The 18,744-nt window shown below is 66.1% G+C and carries 2 protein-coding genes and 1 pseudogene; all 3 read right to left on the reverse strand.

Translation table 11 applies throughout. The annotated features are described in order from the left end of the window. Positions 1 to 33 precede the first annotated feature (33 nt). Complete coding sequence (locus N005_RS09720; protein WP_047700985.1) at positions 34 to 1,296, reverse strand: glycosyltransferase; 1,263 nt, start codon at positions 1,294 to 1,296, stop codon at positions 34 to 36. A 530-nt stretch (positions 1,297 to 1,826) separates the two neighbouring features. After that, a pseudogene (locus tag N005_RS09725) lies at positions 1,827 to 15,410 on the reverse strand (amino acid adenylation domain-containing protein); the annotation flags it as partial. Between the two features lie 3 nt (positions 15,411 to 15,413). Further along, on the reverse strand, positions 15,414 to 18,701 hold the full coding sequence (locus tag N005_RS27770) for a non-ribosomal peptide synthetase (protein ID WP_280800183.1): 3,288 nt from the start codon (positions 18,699 to 18,701) through the stop codon (positions 15,414 to 15,416). Positions 18,702 to 18,744: the final 43 nt, after the last annotated feature.

Genomic DNA, 18,744 nt, shown 5'->3' on the forward strand with positions numbered 1-18,744 from the left:
TTTCATCCATGATTACGCTGAGCGATGTCGGCTTTAGGCAGCGCGTGACCTGGCAGTCCGGGCGAGCGCCTCGATCTGCAGGGCCGCCGCTTCACTGGCGCTGTCACCGCTCGGAATCAACGTGCGATAGCGTTCGCAACTGGCGCGTACTTCCTGGCTGTTCAAGATCTTGTCCAGCGCGCTGGCCAGCGACTCGGCAGAGGCGGGCGGGAAGACCCGCAAGCCACAGCCCAGACGCTCCATTCGCGCGGCGTTGTCGAACTGGTCGTGAGCGAACGGCGTGGCGATCTGCGGCACGCCGGCGGCCATGGCCAGGGCCGTGGTCCCGACGCCGCCGTGATGCACCAGTGCCGCGCTGTGGGGCAGGATGCGACTCATCGGCACGTAGCGCCGTACCAGGATCCTGCCTTCGCTGGACACTGAAGGGTCTACCGACTGGCTGGTCAGGAACACGCCGCGGCGGTTGATCAATTTCAGTGCTTGCACCGCCGCAGTGAAATATTGCTCGCCATTGACCATGGTCGAGCCTGGGGTGAACACCACCGGCGATGCCTCGTTCAGGAAGTCTTCCAGTTCGGCGTCGAGCGGTTGCAGCCCGGACTCATCGAACAATGGGAAGCCGGTCAGCACGGTCTGGGCAGGCCAGTCGTGTTGCACGGGGGCGAACCACTCCGGAAACAACCCCAGCACCCGGTCAGGGGAGGAAATCCATTGGCTGATGATGCGCTTGGTCGGCGCGAGACCCAGCTCCTGGCGGAAACTGTTGAGCTCCGGTGCCATGACCCGGTCGAGAAATGCCCGTTCGATCATCCCCAGCAACAGCCGCTTCACCGGATAGGGTACGAAGGCCGGCAGATTGGCTCCTGGTGGGTGGGTCGAGGGCGCGGCGGCCGACCAGAAACCGAACGGCGACACCTGAGCGGTGACCAGCGGGATACCGTGTTTCTCCTGCAACAGACGCGCGGAGAATGCCCACAAGGACCCGAGCATGACCGTTTCGTCGTCACAGGCCTGCTCCAGCAGCCGGTACTGTTCGCGCAGGGTGCTGGCGATGGTTTTCCAAAGGGTCGGCAGCGACGTGCGCGGATGCCACAGCGCCGGATCGGCCATGACCTCGTCATATTCCTCACGGGTACCCAATGGCAAGAAATTGAAACCACAGCGCTCGATCAACGGCGCGAACGCCGCACTGGCGCAAAACGTGACCCGATGCCCGCGTGCCACGAGCGTACGGCCGATGCCGACAAATGGATGAACGTCACCGGCCGAACCGACGGCCGTAATGATCACATGCATAAGGTTCCCTCCAGAGTGATCCTGCGGTGGTAGGCCACCCTGATCAGCAGCGATCAGAGCCCGTCCGGGGACTCCGCCCACTAAAACGATTCAGCCTGTCGGGGGGCATTAGGCATTGGCAGAAAGCAAAAGTCTGTGGCGGAAAATGGGGACACTCGACGACTGGTAGGCGTACAGCTGCGATCCGGTGTTGGAGCGGGTTTGCTCGCGATAGCGGGGTGTCTGTCACGGAGGTATTGAATGTGCCGCCGCCATCGCGAGCAGGCTCGCTCCCACAGGGGCCGGTGGGTGTATGCAAAGGCTGCGTCCACCGCCAGATCCAATGTGGGAGCGAGTTTGCTCGCGATAGCGGAGTGTCTGTCATGCAGATGTTGGATGTGCCGGTGTCATCGCGAGCAGGCTCGCTCCCACAGGGGGTTGGGGTGGATGCAAAGGCTGCGTACACCCAAAGTCCGATGTGGGAGCGAGCTTGCTCGCGATAGCGGCAGGTCAGCCAGCATCCATGCTGACTGACCTGCGCAAGCCCGATCCTATGCCATGGCGCAATCCTTCAGGGCCTGGGACATTGCCTCGCCCAACCGGGCCACATTGGGGGCCTTGACCACGGTGTTGTGGGTGCCGGGTAGGGCGGTCACGTTCACCTGGTCGTTGAGCAAGCCGCGCCAGCCCAGGGTCGGGTCGTTGCGTTGCTGTTCGCTCGCGGTGAACAGCGATACCTCGAGCGGGCTCGGTGGGCTGATGTAGGCGCCGATGGCCTGCCGCATTGCATAGGCCACCCCCAGGTGGGTGCGCAGCAGGGCGGCGTCGATGTCGTGGGGCAGTTCCTCCGGCAACAGGCGGTGGGTGATGCACAGCGCCAGCATGGCGTCGATGGCCGAGTGTTGCGCCAGTTCCGTCAGTTGGCCGAGCAGGTCGGGGGCGATCTGTTCGGGGAGCCAGGCCATCAGGAACTGCGCTTCGCTCAGCGCTTGTGTCGGCACCGGTTCAGGACGGGCCGAGGCATCGATGATGCCGAGGAATTCCACCACTTCTCCGGCGGCCTGCAGTTGACGGGCCATTTCATAGGCAATCAAACCACCGGCCGACCACCCGGCAATCCGGTACGGCCCTTGCGGCTGGACCTGACGGATGCCCGCCAGGTAACGCGTCGCCATGGACGGGACATCCGACAGCGGCGCTTCTCCCGCCACCAGGCCGCTGGCCGCCAGGCCATAAACTGGAACCTGAGGATCCAGCGACGGCGCCAGGTCCCGGGCGTATTGCACCTCGCCACCAAGTGGGTGCACCAGGTACAGCGGCCGCTGGGAACCGCTGCGACGGATCGGCACCAGGTTGCTGTTGACCCCCGGTCGGGCTTGCCCATCGAGGGTCCTGGCGAAGCCGGCAATGGTCGGTTCGACGAACAGGTCGCGCACGGCGATGGGCTTGCCGAGTACCTTGCGCAGGCGCGAAGCCATCTGCACCGCCATCAACGAAATTCCGCCGAGGCTGAAGAAGTCGTCGTGACGGCTGATGCGCTCCTGTTTGAACAGGTCTTGCCAGAGCGCTGCGATGGCGATTTCGGTCTCGCCCCGAGGGGCTTCGTAAGGCAAGGCCGGGGCCGGGCTGTCTTCAGTGCCGGTCAGTGAATCCACAGCAGTGACCGAGCGCTCCAGCGGCGGCGTGTTTTCCAACAGCTGGCCGATGGATTGCCGTGAATCGGTCACCAGGTTATCCAGCACCTTGGCGAACAGTCCGGCGATGTTCTGCACGGTCTCCCGGTCGAACAGATCGTTGGCGTATTGCAGGCTGCCGCCGATGCGCTCGCCATTGTCGATCAGCGACAGGGACAGGTCGAACTGGGTGGTGTTGTGCGGACTTTCCAGGGTCTGCACCGCAAGCCCCGGCAGTTGCAGCGGTGCCGGTGGCGTGTTGTCCAGGCTCAGCATCACCTGGAACAACGGGCTGTGGCTCATGCTGCGAGTCGGCTGCAATGCACTGACCACTTGCTCGAACGGCAGATCCTGATGACTGTAGGCCGCCAGTGTCTGGTCCTTGATCCGCCCCAGCAACTCGTCGACACGGCTGTCGCGCCCGGTATCGATCCGCAACGCCAGGGTGTTGGCGAAGAAGCCGATCAGCGCTTCCAGCTCCGGGCGCTGACGGTTGGCTACCGGGGTGCCAACCACCACGTCGTGTTGTCCGCTCAGGTGGCTCATCAACACCGACCAGCCGGCCAGCAGCACCATGAACAACGTGGTGCCCTGGGCCTGGCTGAAGGCACGCAGCTCGGCACTGAGGGATGCAGAGAAGGCACAGTCGACGATACCGCCGGCATAGCTCTGTATCGCCGGACGCGGGCGATCCAGTGGCAGGTTCAACAGCGCGGGCGCGCCTTCCAGCTGTTGCCGCCAGAAGTCGATCTGCGCCTGCAAGGCCGGACCTTCGAGGGATTTGCGCTGCCAGGCGGCGTAGTCGACGTATTGCAGCGCCAGCGGCGGCAACGGGTCTTTTTGGCCTTGGGCGAATGCGCTGTAGAGCACGCTCACTTCCCGGGCCAGGACGCTGTTGGACCAGCCATCGGAGACGATATGGTGCAAGGTCATGAACAGCACGTGCTCGTCGTCCGCCAGTTGCACCAGATGGCCGCGCATCAACGGTCCCTGGCTGAGGTCGAACAATTGCGTGGCGTTGAGGTTACCGAGGTGCTCCAGCGTCGCCGTGCGTTCGTCGGCCGACATCGAACACAGGTCCTGTTGCTCCAACTGGAAGCGGTAGTCGGCCGGGGCGATTTTTTGCACCGGCTCGCCGTCCACCAGCTCGAAACGGGTGCGCAGCGTTTCATGGCGCGCCACCAGGCGGTCGAGGGTTGCCTGCAAGGCGGCCTTGTCCAGCGAACCGGTCAGGCGCAGGGCCAGGGGCAAGTGGTAGGCGGCGCCGGCGGCGTGGTCCAGGTGGTCGAGGAACCACAGCCGTTGCTGGGAGAAGGACAACGGCAGTCGTCCCGAGCGATTGGCCAGGGGAATCGATGCCGCCTCGTTGGGCGACGCGCTGTGGACCAGCGCCGCAAGGCCGCGCACCGTCGGTGCGTCGAACAGTTCGCGCAGGGTGATCCGCGCGCCCAGTTTGCGGCGCAGCCTGGACAGCAACTGCACGGCCAGCAGCGAGTGGCCGCCCAGTTCCAGGAAACCGTCGTGACGGCCGACCTGATCCAGGTGCAGCAGGCCTTTCCAGATTTCGGCGATGGCGATCTCGGTGTCCCCCAGCGGCGCCTCATAGGCTTTGCTGGCGAGGGCGTCCTGACCGGGTTCGGGCAGGGCACGACGGTCGAGCTTGCCGTTGGCGGTGAGGGGCAGGGCGTCCAAGTGCACGAAGGCACTGGGCACCATGTACTCGGGCAGGCCGCTCAACAGCGCACTGCGCAGTTGCTCGGCCGGGACCGGTTCGCCGCAGACATAGGCCACCAGGCGTTTGCTCTCCGCGTCACCCTGGCTGTCCTCACGGGCGATCACCACGGCTTCGCGGATGCCCGGGCAAGCCACCAGGGCGTTTTCGATTTCGCCCAGTTCGATACGGAACCCGCGGATCTTCACCTGGAAGTCGTTCCGGCCCAGGTACTCCAGCGTGCCATCGGCCAGCCAACGACCGAGGTCGCCGGTCTTGTACAGGCGGGCGTTCGGCTCACCGCTGAACGGATCGGCGATAAAGCGCTCGGCACTCAGCTCCGGCCGGTTCAGGTAACCCCGGGCCACGCCGACACCGCCGATATGGATTTCCCCGGCCACCCCCAACGGTGCCGGTTCGCCCCGCGCATCCAGCACGTGGACCTGGACGTTGGCGAAGGGGCGACCGATGCTCGGCCGTTCACCCAAGTCGCGGATCAGGTCGATGGTAGCGTCCACCGTGCACTCGGTGGGGCCGTACATGTTGTAGAAGCGGATGCTCTGGCAGTTGCGCAGTTTCTCCCAAGTGGCGGCGTTGATCGCCTCGCCACCGAGCAGCACGCTCACCGGCTGGTAGCGCTGGCGCTCCAGCAGGCCGGCGGCGAGCAGGGTGTCGAGCTGCGACGGCGTGGAGTCGAAGGCGTGCACCTGGTGCTGTTCGAGGAAGTCCAGCAACTCGCTGCCGCTGGCGCGGATCAGTTGCGGGATGATCACCAGGCGATGGCCGGAGAACAGCTGCGAGATGCCCTTGATCGACATGTCGAAGAAGAACCCGGCGTTGAGGGCCACGGTGGCCGGGGTCGGGCAGTGCTGGTGGGTGGTGCGGGTCAGCACGTGCCAGAAGTTGAACACCGAGCGGTGCTCGACCATCACGCCCTTGGACTGGCCGGTGGAGCCGGAGGTGTAGATCACGTAGGCCAGGTTTTCCGCGGTCAGGCCCGGTACTTGTGGGTTGCTGTCGAACGCCGCATCGTCCGCCGCTTGCAACGACTCCACGATGTCCAGCAGCAACACCGGCAGATCCCCGGACGGCAGCGATAGCGCCGACTGGGTCAACAATGCCTGAGGTTGGCTGTCCTGGAGCATGAAGGCCATGCGCTCGGCCGGATGGGCCGGGTCGATGGGCACGTAGGCCGCGCCGGCCTTGAGCACGCCCAGCAGGCCAACGATCATTTCCAGGCTGCGCTCGGCACAGATGGCCACGCGCTGATCGGGTTGCACGCCCAGTTCAAGCAGTTGCCGGGCCAGGTGGTTGGCGCGGCGGTTGAGCTGACGATAGCTCAACTGACGGTCTTCGCAGACCAGCGCCACGGCGTCGGGGTTGGCCTGCACCTGGGCTTCGAACAGCTGGTGGATCGGTTGCGCCGGGCCAAAATCGCGGGCGGTGCGGTTGAAGTCTTCGAGCAGCAACTGGCGTTCGCTGGCAGGCACCACGTCAAGGCTGTTGGCGAGGCGGTCAGGGGCTTGCTCCAGGGCGTCCACCAGGGCGGCCACGGCTTGGCCGAGGTAGGCGGCGATGCGTTGCGGATCGATGCCGGTGATGGATTGGGCCGTCAGGGAGAAGCCGTCCGCCACATTCGCCACGGCGATTTCGATGGGGTAGTTGGTGCGGGTTTCCGAGGCGATGAAGTGCATGCCTTCGTGCTCGCCCATGTCCTCGACGTTTTCTCCTGAGGCGTTCACCAGATCGCCGTGACGGCAGTTGAGGATCACCGTGAACAGCGGCAACGAAGCGTCCACCGCGCTGCAACGCTGGGCCAGGGCCAGGGAGGCCTGTTCGTGGGTCAGCAGCTCGCTCAGTTGCTGGTAGGCGTCATGGACGATGTCGCTGACGGTGTGCTGCTGCAAGCGGATGCGCATCGGCAAGGTGTTGATGAACATCCCCAGTGCATGGTCGGCACCGGCAGTGCCCTGGGAACGACCTGACAACACCGTGCCGAAAATCCCGTCGTCGCGGCCGCTGGTCGCGGCCACCACCAGGCCCCAGGCCGCATGGAACAACACTGAGGTGGGCACGCCTTGCTGGCGCGCCGCGCGGTGCACCCGGGCACTCAGCTCATCGCCCAAGTGCTTGACCGCGCGCTTGATCCCGGCGCCGTTGCCACGCACATCCAGCACCCCGTAAGGCGCGGTGGTGGAGTCGACATCCGCCAGCAAGCGGCGGAAGTAGGCTTCGTGGTCGGCCTGGGACACGCTGGCCGCCTGGGCGATGAAGTTCCGGTAAGGCTGGGACGGCGGCAGGCTGTCGGCCTGGCCGGCCAGGACCGCCTGGATCTCCAGCATGATCAACCGCAACGTCACGTTGTCGCTGACCAGGTGGTGGTCGAGCAGTGCCAGCAGCCATTGCCCGCGAGGCTCATCCTGGATGATGTATGCAGCGATCAACGGCGCTCGCTGCAGGTCGAGGCGCAGATGATGGGTGTCGGTCGTGTCACGCAGGATCTGCAAAGCGTCTTCGCCGGGGAAGCAGTCCAGGGTCACCACCGGCAGTTGCGCCTGGCGATGGACGATCTGCACCGGCTGCGGCAGGCCCTGCCAACGCAGGGCGGTGCGCAGGATGTCGTGGCGGTCGATCACTACCTGCACGGCGGCCAGGAAGTCATCGAGCAACCGGCGCCGGCTGAACGTCACCACCGTGCGCATCAGGTACGCATCGCCTTCGGACTGCAACAGGTGATGGAACAGGATGCCTTCCTGCAACGACGACAGCGGGTAGATGTCCTGCACATTGGCGGCGCCGCCGGGAACATCGGCGACGATCTGCTCGATTTCCTGCTGGCTGAGGGTCACCAGCGGCAGCATGTGCGGTTCGATGACGGTGCAATCGGCGGGGATCAGGTTCTCCGGTACGACCCGCTGTGCGGTGTTGCCGCCGGCCAGGACCGCGGCCATGGCCTTGAGGGTCGGCGCCGAGAACACCGTGCGCACGTCCAGTTGCAGGTCGGCCTGGCGCAGACGCTCGATCAGGCTGATGACCAGGAAAGAATGGCCACCGAGTTCGAAGAAGTGGTCCTGGCGACCCACCCGTTCTACCCCGAGCAACTCCTGCCAGGCATTGGCCAGGGTGATTTCGATGGCGCCCAGCGGCGCTTCGTAACGCTGGCTCGCCGCGGCGGAGGCGTCCGGTGCCGGTAAGGCGTTGCGGTCCAGCTTGCCGTTGGTGGTCAGCGGCCAGGCCGTCAGGGTCACGAAGGCGCTGGGCACCATGTGCTCGGCCAGCACGCTCGCCAGCTGGCTGCGCAAGGCCGACGACTCCACGACGACCCCTTCATGGGCGATCAGGTACGCCACCAGGCGCTTGTCGCCAGGCTGGTCTTCGCGGACGGTCACCAGACCTTCACGGACTTCGGCGCAGGCCAGCAGTTGGGCTTCGATTTCGCCCAGCTCGATGCGGAAGCCGCGGATCTTGATCTGCGAGTCGTTGCGACCGACATAGATCACCCCACCGTCGGCGCGGTAGCGGGCGATATCGCCGGTGCGGTACAGCCGGGCATCGGCGCGTGTCGCGAACGGGTCGGGAATGAAACGCTCGGCGTTCAGTTCGTCGCGATTGAGGTAATGTCGGGCCACGCCGGCGCCGCCGATGTAGATCTCGCCATTGACCCCCACCGGCACCGGTTGTCCGTAGTCGTCGAGAATCCGCAGGCACAGGTCGGGCAGGGGCGGGCCGATCAGGCTTGGCGCGCCCGCGTCGATTTCCTCCTGGCTGACCGGGTAGTAGGTGGCGTGCACGGTGATTTCGGTGATGCCGTACATGTTCACCAGGCGCGTGCGGGACAGCGCCGTACGCGCGGTCCATGGCCGCAGGCTGCGGAAGTCCAGGGCTTCGCCGCCGAAGATCACTTCCCGCAGGCCGTGCTCCAGGTCGCTGCACTCACGGGCTTCGATGAACTGGCGGAAGGCGCTCGGCGTCTGGTTCAGCACGGTCACTTGTTGTTGGCAGACCAGTGCGTAGAAGTCGTCGGGCGAACGGGCCACGTCGCTCGGCACCACCACCAGCTTGCCGCCGTAGCTCAGCGCGCCCCAGATTTCCCAGACCGAGAAGTCGAAGGCAAAGGAATGGAACAGCGTCCAGACGTCCTGGTGACCGAAGTCGAACAGCTCGGCGGTGGCATCGAACAGACGCGCCACGTTGCCGTGCTCGACCAATACGCCCTTGGGCAAACCGGTGGAACCCGAGGTGTAGATGACATAGGCCAGGTGCCGCGACGTCAGGCCAAGCGCCTGGGCGTCCGGGTTGCGGTCCAGGTCCGCCAGGTCGTCGGCGGCGAGGTCCGCGTCGAGGCTCACCACCGGCACGGCGTGCTCGGGCAGCGCGCCGAGGCACGTCGGTTGCGCCAGCAGCACGACCGGGGTGCTGTCGTCCAGCAGGTAGCCGAGCCGTTCGGCAGGGTAGGCCGGGTCCAGCGGCACATAGGCCGCACCGGCCTTGAGCACCGCCAGTACCGCGCAGACCATTTCCACGCCGCGTTGGGCCAGGATCGCGACCCGGTCGTCAGGGCGCACGCCCTGGGCCAGCAGTGTCTGGGCGATGCGGTTGGCCCGGCGATTGAGGGCCTGGTAACTCAGTTGCGTTTCACCAAAGACCAGGGCGACGCTGTGGGGCTGGGCGGCGGCGAGTTGTTCGAAGCGTTGATGAATCAACGCTTCCGGACTGAACGCCGCCTTGGGCGGCAGCGCCGCTGGCGAGGCCTGGCGCTGTGCGGGGCTGAGCAACGGCAAACCGAGCACGGGTTGCTCGACATCCGCCACCATCGCTTCGAGCAGGGTCTGGAAATGCTGGGCGAAACGCTCAACGGTGGTGCGGTCGAACAGGTCGCTGGCGTATTCGATCACGCCAGCCAGCGTGGCGCCGTCATTGCCCAGGGTCAGCATCAGGTCGAACTGCGAGGTTTCATGGGCCTGGGCCACAGGCACCAGGGTCAGGCCGGGCAGGCTCAGTTCGCCACCGCCCGGGGTGTTGTCCAGCGACAGGGCGACCTGGCATAGCGGGTTGTGGCTCAGGGAGCGCGGCGGCTGTACGGCTTCGATGACTTGCTCGAAAGGAATGTCCTGGTGCTCGTGGGCCGCCAGGGTGGTCTGTTTGATCTGCTCCAGCAGTTGCGCCACGCTCGGGTTCTGCGTCAGGTCTACGCGCAGGGCCAGGGTGTTGACGAAGAAACCGATCAGGTTTTCGGTCTCGGTGCGGCCGCGGTTGGCCGTCGGTACGCCGATGACCACGTCCCGTTCGTTGCCCAGGCGCGCCATGAGCACCGACCAGGCGCTGAGCAGCGCCATGAACAGGGTCACGTTGTGTGCCTGGCAGAACTGCTCCAGGCGTTCGCGCAAGGCCGGGGCGATGGTCACCGCGACGTCGCCGCCCCGATAGCTCTGCATCGCCGGACGTGGGCGGTCGGTGGGCAGGGACAGCAGGGCCGGCGCGCCTTCCAGGTGCTCACGCCAGAACCCGGCCTGGCGATCGAGGCGTTCGCCGTCGAGGGCCTGGTGCTGCCAGGCGGCGTAGTCGGCATATTGGATCGGCAACGCCGGCAGGGGATCGGGCTGCTGTTGGCTGAAGGCCCGGTAGAGGGCAGCGAATTCCTTGACCAGCACACCCACCGACCAGCCGTCGGAGATGATGTGGTGCTGGGTCACCAGCAGGATGTGCTCGTCATCGGCCAGGCGCAGCAGGCGTCCACGAATCAGCGGCCCACGGCTCAGGTCGAACGGCGCCAGGGCCTCGTTGTTACCGATGCGTGATGCGCTGAGGCTGGCCTGTTCATAGGGCAGCGCACGCAGGTCCTGTTCGGCCAGGGCGAAGCCACAGTCCGCGGGGGCAATGACTTGCACCGGCTGTTCGCCACGGCGTTCGAAGGTGGTGCGCAGGCTTTCATGCCGGGCCACCAGGCGGTCCAGCGCGGCCTTGAGGGCCGCACGGTCGAGATCGCCACGCAGCAACAGGGCCGCCGGCATGTGGTAGGCGCTGCCGGCGCCGGAATCGAGTTGGTCGAGGAACCACAGGCGTTGCTGGGCGAACGACAACGCCAGCGGCCCGTTGCGGTCGACCAGGCCGATGGTCTCGGCCTCGGCGGTGAGCGGGTGACCCACCACCCGTGCCAGTTCTTCCACGGTGGGGTGGCTGAACAGTTCGCGCAGCATCAGCTCGCAGCCCAACTGCTGGCGCACCCGGGAAACCAGTTGCGCGGCCAGCAGGGAATGCCCGCCCAGCTCGAAGAAACTGTCATGGCGACCCACGCGCTCCAGGCCCAGCAACGCCTGGAAAATCTGCGCCAGGGCGGTTTCGGTGGCGCCCTCGGGGGCGGTGTAGCCGCGCTCGGACATGGCGCCCAGGTCCGGCTCGGGCAAGGCATCCTGGTCGAGTTTGCCGTTGGCCGTGAGCGGGTAGGCGTGCAGGCTGACGAAGGCCGTCGGGATCATGTAGTCGGGCAGGGTCGCGCCCAATTGCTTGCGCAAGGCCGCCACTTCCAGCACCGCGCCCCCACGGGGAATCAGATAGGCGATCAGGCGCTTGCCCTGGTTCGCCTCATCACGGGCCAGCACCTTGGCTTCCCGCACGCCCTCGCAGGCCAGCAGCTTGGCTTCGATCTCCCCCAGCTCGATGCGGAAACCGCGGATCTTCACCTGGGCGTCCATCCGGCCCAGGTGCACGATCTCGCCGTTGTCCAGCAATTTGCCCAGGTCTCCGGAGCGATACAGCCGCTCGCCGGGACGGAACGGATCGGCAATGAAGCGTTCGGCGCTCAAGGCCGGACGGTTCAGGTAGCCGCGGCCGACCCCCAGGCCACCGACGCAGATCTCACCGGCCACGCCGACGGGCAGCAGCCGCTGCTGGGCATCGAGCACGTAGGTCACGGTGGTCGGAATCGGCCGACCGACGTTGGAGATGCCGGCGGCGATGTCGGCCGCGCCAATGGCTTTGTAGGTGACGTGGACGCAGGTTTCGGTGATGCCGTACATGTTCACCAGGGCCACATGCCCGAAGGCACGGTGGAAGGCATCGAGCTTGCCCAGTTCCAGGCTTTCCCCGCCGAAAATCACGTAGCGCAAATGCGCCAGGCGCACCTCCGGCGTCGTCAACGCAGCGGCACTGAGCTGATGGAATGCCGAGGGGGTCTGGTTCAGCACGGTCACCTGTTCGCGTTCGAGGAAACCCAGCAGCGCTGCCGGATCCCGACGCAAGGCTTCGGGCACCAGGGTCAGGCGTGCGCCATGAAGCAGCGCACCGAAGATTTCCCAGACCGAGAAGTCGAAGGCGTTGGAGTGGAACAGCGACCAGACATCCTCGGCATTGAACTGGAAGTCCGGGCGGTTGTTATGCAGCAGCCGCACGACGTTGCGGTGTTCGAGCAGTGCACCCTTGGGTTCACCGGTGGAACCCGAGGTGTAGATCACATAGCAGAGGTGCTCCGGGGTGTTGACGTGGGTCGGGTTGGCGACACTGGCGTCGACGTTGCCGAGGGACGGATCGAGGACTTCGATACCCAGCGCCTGCAGCGCCGGCGCCATGCCCTGGCGCGCGATGGCCTTGCGCGCGCCACTGTCGCGCAGCACGTAGGCGATGCGCTCCTGGGGCGAAGCCGGGTCGATGGGCACATAAGCGCCGCCGGCCTTGAGCACCGCCAGGGTGGCGACGATCATCTGCACCGAGCGCTCCAACGTGATGGCCACCAGTTCCTGGGGCCGCACACCTGCGGCGCGCAAACGGTGAGCGAGGCGGTTGGCCTGTTCGTTGAGCTGGCGATAGCTCAACTGTTCCTCGCCGAGGTTGACGGCAATGCGTTCCGGTGTCCGGCGGGCCTGCTCCTCGAAAATCTGCTGCAGGGTCAGGGTGTCGGGCCAGGCCGCTTCACTGTCGTTGAAGTCGATGATCTGCCGCTGCCGTTCGGCGTTGTCCAGCAGGGGAACGTCGTCGACCCGCTGCAGGGCATCTTCGACAAAGGCTTCCAGCAGGCGCACGTAGTGACGCATCAACTGCTGGATGAACCCGGCGTCGAAGAACTCCGCGTTGTACACCACATGCCCGGTCCAGCGCTGTTCGCCAGCACTGATCAGCAAGTGCAGGTCGTTCTTGCCGTAGCCCAGGTTGCTTTCCAGGGTATTGACCGCCAGCCCCGCGACCAGGGCGCTGGCGTCGGTGTCGCGCTGGAAGTTGAACAGTACGTCGAACAGCGCGGTGCGGCTCATGTCCTTGGCCGGATTCAGCGCCAGCACCAACTGGTCGAACTGCATGTGCCGATGGCTCAGGGCCTGGGTCAGGTTGTGGCTGGTCTGTTCCCAGAGCTGTTGCAAGGTGGTGTCGCTGTCGCAGAAGCCACGCATCACCAGCAGGTTGTCCACCGGCCCGACCACGTCGTTCAGGCCGGGCTCGCGGCAGGCGGCCGTGGTGCCGATCACCAGTTCGTCGTGGCCGGCATAGCGGCGCAGCAGCGCGGTAAAGGCGCTGAGGGCCAGGCTGTCGCTGCTCACGCCGACTTCCCGGGCCAGGGCTTCGAGGCGACGGACCAGCGGCGCTTCGAGGCTGAAGGCATGGGTCGCTTCGGCAAACACATGCACGGCCATGCGCGGCCGATTGAGCGGCAGTTCCAGGGCTTGCAGCTTGCCGCGCAACTGGTAGCTCCAGTAGGCCCGCAGATTCTCCAGCACCGCAGCCGGGAGCTGGCGTTGCCAGGCGGCAAAGTCGCCATAGCCCAGCGGCAGGGCCGGCAACTCGGCGTTGCGTTCGGCGCAGGCGGCTTCATAGAGGGCCAGCAGGTCGCGCTTGAGCAGTTGCATCGAGGTGCGGTCGGCCAGCAAATGATGCACGGCAATCGCCAGCACGGCGTTGCGTTCGTCCGCCTGCACCAGGCTGGCGCGCACCAGGCTGCCGCCGTTCATGGCCAACGGCCGACGCGTCTCGGCCAGGGCCTGGGACGCGAGGTCGACCGGATTGCCCTGAATCCGTTCAAGGGACAGGGTTGCCGGTCCGTCGAAGCACTGCCAGGCACTCGCACCGTCGCTCTGGATCCGGCAACGCAGGATGTCGTGACGAGCCTGCAGGCCGTCGAGGGCGGTTTGCAGGGCCGGTTGGTTGATCTCGCCGGTCAGCTCCAGCAGCAAGGGGATGTTGTGATAGACCGGGTTGGCGTCGTACAGGTAACCGTTCTCGAAGGTGTCGACGAACCAGAGCCGTTCCTGGTGATAGGACAGCGGCATGCGCTCCGGCACCGGCGTCAGCGCGGTGATGGGCGGCAGGACCAGGGTCGGGTCCAGTTCCAATGCACCGATACGGGTGTCCGGTGCTTCGGTGAAACAGTGCAGCAGGCGTTCGAAGCGCGCCGCGAGGCGTTCGACGGTGGCGGCATCGAACAGCGCGGTGGAATACGACAGGCTGCATGACAGGTTCGGGCCACCTTCGTCGATGTGCAGGGACAGGTCGTGCTGGGTGTTGTCCTTGCGCGACGGCAGGAACTCCAGGTCCAGACCCGGCAACTGCAACTGGCCGCCGGCACCCCCGGCATTGGTGTAGAGCATGGTCTGGAACACCGGGCTGTAGCTGGCACTGCGCGGTGGCTTGAGGGCTTCGACCACCAGTTCGAACGGGGTGTCCTGGCGACTGGAGGACTCCAGCATCAAGTCCTTGACCTGCTGCAATACCTGTTCGAGGGTCGGGTTGGCTTCCAGACGGATGCGCAGGGCCAGGGTGTTGACGAAGAAGCCGATCAGCGACTGCACGTCCTGGCGGTCGCGGTTGGCGGCAACGGTGCCGATCACCAGGTCCTGCTGGCCGCTGATTCGCGCCAGCAATACCGCCCAGGCCGCCATCAGGGTCATGAACGGCGTTGCGGCGCGGGACTGGGCGAACCGGGCGATGGCCGCGGACAGCGTGGCGGGCAGGTCGAAGCCCAGGGTTTCCCCCCGATAGCTTTGCACCGCCGGGCGTGGCCGGTCGGTGGGCAGCGCGAGCAACGCCGGGGCGCCGGCCAGGTGAGCGCGCCAGAATTCCACCTGCTGGTCGAGGCGCTCGCCTTGCAGGTGACGACGCTGCCAGGCGGCGTAGTCGGCATATTGCAGGGCCAGCGGCGGCAGCGGATCGGCTTGTCCGGCACTGAATGCCTGGTACAGCGCGGCGAATTCCTTGACCAGCAGGCCGATGGACCAGCCATCGGAAATGATGTGGTGCTGGGTGATCAACAGCCGATGCTCATCGTCGGCCAGGCACAGCAACGTGCCGCGGATCAGCGGACCGTGCAGCAGGTCGAACGCTCGGGCCGCTTCCTCTTCCGCCAGCCGGGCCGCTTGCCGTTCGGCCTCGTCCCGAGGCAAGTGGCGCAGGTCCTGTTCCTGCAGGTTGAAGCCGCAGTCGGCCGGGGCGATCACCTGCACCGGCTGTTCGCCATCGCGGCGGAAAGTGGTGCGCAGGCTTTCGTGCCGCGCCACCAGACCATCGAGGGCACTCTTGAGCGCAACCCGGTCGAGGGCGCCGCGCAGCACCAGCGAGGCGGGGATGTGATAGGCGGCGCTGGCGGTCGGGTCCAGCTGATCGAGGAACCACAACCGTTGCTGGGCGAACGACAGCGCCAGCGGACCCTCGCGATCCGCGCCGGTGATGTCGTCGGGAGCCGTTTCGATGACCCGTGTGGCGCCGCGCTGCTTGAGCAGGCGCAGCAGTGCGGCACGTTTCAACTGGTCGAGACTATCGTTATGTTCGTTCAATTGTTAAGCATCCTTGGAGACGATAGCGAGCAGTTCGCTTTCAGACAGCGAAGCCATTTCTTGTTGCAGGTCCATCAATTCGTCCGACTCGTACTGCGCCAATTGCAGAGTGGTGATCAGGTCGGCCAGTGCCAGCAGGGACGGGTGTTCGAACAGGCTCCTGAGGGGCACTTCGACGGCGAAGATTTCTCGCGCCCGCAGGGTGACCTGTACCGCCAGCAGCGAATGGCCGCCGAGTTCGAAGAAATCGTCGTGGCGACCGATCCGCTCCAGGCCCAGCAGGTCGGCCCAGATCTGCGCCAGCAGTTCTTCGGTTTCGCCGTTGGGGGCTTCGTACTCGCGGTAGGCGAAGTCTTCGCTGCGCGGCGCGGGCAGGGCACGGCGGTCCAGCTTGCCGTTGGGGCTCAGCGGCAATTGCTCGACCACCACGAACGCCGCCGGGACCATGTAGTCCGGCAACTGCGAGGTCAGGTACGGGCGCAAGGTGCTGCTGGCGTTGCGGCCGGCCAGGTGCGGCTCGACGCTCAGGTAGGCCACCAGACGCAGGGCTCCGGGGCTGTCTTCGCGAGCGATGACGGCTGCCTCGCGCACCCCCGGCAGGGTCAGCATCAAGGCTTCGATTTCGCCGGGCTCGATGCGGAAACCGCGGATCTTGACCTGCTGGTCGTTGCGTCCGAGGAATTCGAGTACGCCGTCGGCACGCAGGCGCACCAGGTCGCCGGTGCGGTACATCCGCGCCTCGTCGTCCGGGCTGAACGGGTCGGCGAGGAAGTGTTCGGCGTTCAGTTGCGCACGGTCCAGGTAGCCCCGGGCGACGCCCGCGCCACCGACATACAGTTCACCCGGCACGCCGAGCGGTGCCGGCCGGCCTTGTTCGTCGAGCACATACAAGCGGCTATTGGGGATGGCACGACCGATCGGCACAGTGCCCTGGTCCTGGGCGGTGCAGCGATGCACCGTCGCCCAGACGGTGGCTTCGGTGGGGCCGTACTCGTTGTACAGGACGATGGCCGGTTCCAGGCCGGCACATTCCTGTACCAACTGGGCCGGGCAGGCTTCGCCGGCGACGATCATCTCCCGCAGGCTGCCGTGCCCGTTTTCGCTGGCAAGGCTCGCCAGCACCAGCCGGCCGAGGGACGGCACGCACAGCAGTGAGGTGATGGCCTGTTCGCCGATGAAGCGGGCGATGGCTTGCGGGTCGCGGGCGGCCTCGGCCGTCGGAACGCACAAGGTGCCGCCGCTGACCAGGGTGCCGAAGATCCCTGCCACGGAGCTGTCGAAGGCAATCGACGAGAGCAGCAGGAAGCGTTTGTCGATGGATGGCCCGTACACCGTGCGCCGGGCCAGCGTCGAAGCGACCAGGTTGCGGTGTTCGATCATCACCCCCTTGGGTTTGCCGGTGGAGCCGGAGGTGTAGATCACGTAGGCCAGGTGCGTCGGGGTCAGGCCAGTGGCGTCCCAGCGCGGATCGCGGGTACTGGTCTGCGCCGCCAGGGCCTGTTCGATGGCCAGGTAGCGGGTGCCTTCCTGCAGCGTGCCAACGGCTGCGCGACCGACCGGATCGGCCAGCAGCAGGCGCGGCCGTGCATCCTCGACAATTGATGCCAGGCGTTCGGCCGGGTAGGTCGGATCCAGCGGCACGTAGGCGCCACCGGCCTTGAGGATGCCCAGCAGGCCGCTGATCATCGCCGCGCTGCGTTCAACGCAGATCGCCACCAGATCGCCCGGTTGCACCCCGGCGGCGATCAAGTGATGGGCCAGGCGATTGGCTTGGGCGTTGAGCTCGGCGTACGTGAAGGTCTGCCGAGCGTCGACCAGGGCACAGGCGTCCGGTGTGCGAAGTACCTGCTCTTCGAACAGGTGCTGGATGCACAGGTGCGTCGGGTAGTCCTCGCGGGTCTGGTTGAAGGTCTCCAGCAGCAGGTTGCGCTCCTGGGGCGGCAGCACGTCCAGTTGCGTGAGCGGAATCCGCGGCGTGTACATCAAGGCCTGGGTCAGCTGTTCCAGGGCCCGTTGCATCAGGGCGCAGATGCGTTGCGGGTCCACCGCCCGGACGCTCTGTACCGTCAGCCCCAGGGCATCGCCATAGTCGTTGACCGACAGGGTCAGCGGGTAGTTGGTGCGTTCGGCGCTGTTCAGGATGCGCATGCCCGGCCATTGCAACTGGCTGTCGTCGCGCTGGTGCCGGTAGTTGAACAGGGTGGTGAACAGCGGCAAGGCACTGGGCACGTCGCTGCACCGTTGAGCCAGGGCCAGGGAGGCCTGTTCGTGGGCCAGCAGTTCGATCAGGTCGCGGTGGGTCGCCAGGACCTTGTCGTTGGCGCCAGCGCCGGCCAGTTGTACCCGCACCGGCAAGGTGTTGATGAACACCCCCAGGGCCCGTTCGGCCCCCGCCGAGCCTTGCAGGCGCCCGGCGACCACGGTGCCGAACACCACGTCGTCGCGCCCGGTGCAGCGGGCCAGCACCTGCGCCCAGGCCACGTGGAACAGCGCCGCCGGGGTAATGCCGCGTTCTCTGGCCTGGGCCCGCAGGCGCAGGTTGAGTTCGAGGCTCAGTTGTACGCTGGCCTCTTCGATGTGATTGCCATCCCCTTGTACTTCGAGCAGGTCGAAGGGCGCGGTGGGCGAATCGACGTCGGCCAGTCGACGGCTGAAGTAGGCCTCGTGGACCTGGGCCGGGGTGGCCTGGGTCTGGGCGATGAAGTCGCGATAAGGCTGTGGTTTGCCCAGGCTGTCGCCTTGTCCGTGGAGAATGGCGTGGATTTCTTCCAGGACGATTTCCAGGGTGACGTGGTCGCTCGCCATGTGGTGATTGAGCAGCGCCAGCAGCCAGCGTTCGGAACGCGGATCCCGGGCGATGCAGGCCCGCATCAGCGGTGCCTGGCGCAGATCCAGGCGCAGTTGCCGTGGGTCGCTCAGGGCTTCGAGCTGGCTGAGCGGGTCCTGGTGACTGTCCAGGGTGACGCTGTGCACCGGCAGGCGCGCCTGGCGTTGCACCACTTGCACCGCCTGGGGCAAGCCGTCCCACTGCACGCAGGTGCGCAGGATGTCATGGCGGTCGATCACCTGCTGCAAGGCGCCGATAAAGGCATCGAGGCGCTGACGGTCGTCGAACTCGAGCAGCGAGCGCACCAGATAGGCATCGCCTTCGTGTCCGAGCAAGTGATGGAACAGGATGCCTTGCTGCAGCGGGGCCAGGGGATAGATGTCCTGGATGTTCGCGGCGCCGCCGGGTACCGCGGCGACGATGCGTTCGAGCTGATCCGCCGTCAGGTCCACCAGGGGCAACATGTCCGGGGTCAGCGCGGTGCAATCGGCCGGGATGCGGTTGGCC

The sequence above is a fragment of the Pseudomonas mediterranea CFBP 5447 genome (genome assembly GCF_000774145.1).
GTDB classification, from domain to species: domain Bacteria; phylum Pseudomonadota; class Gammaproteobacteria; order Pseudomonadales; family Pseudomonadaceae; genus Aquipseudomonas; species Aquipseudomonas mediterranea.

What these genes read in the sequence shown, in the direction of transcription:
- N005_RS27770 (WP_280800183.1), bottom strand. Translation starts at nt 18,701, where the DNA reads ATGTTGCCCCTGGTGGACCTGACGGCGGATCAGCTCGAACGCATCGTC.
- N005_RS09720 (WP_047700985.1), bottom strand. Translation starts at nt 1,296, where the DNA reads ATGCATGTGATCATTACGGCCGTCGGTTCGGCCGGTGACGTTCATCCA.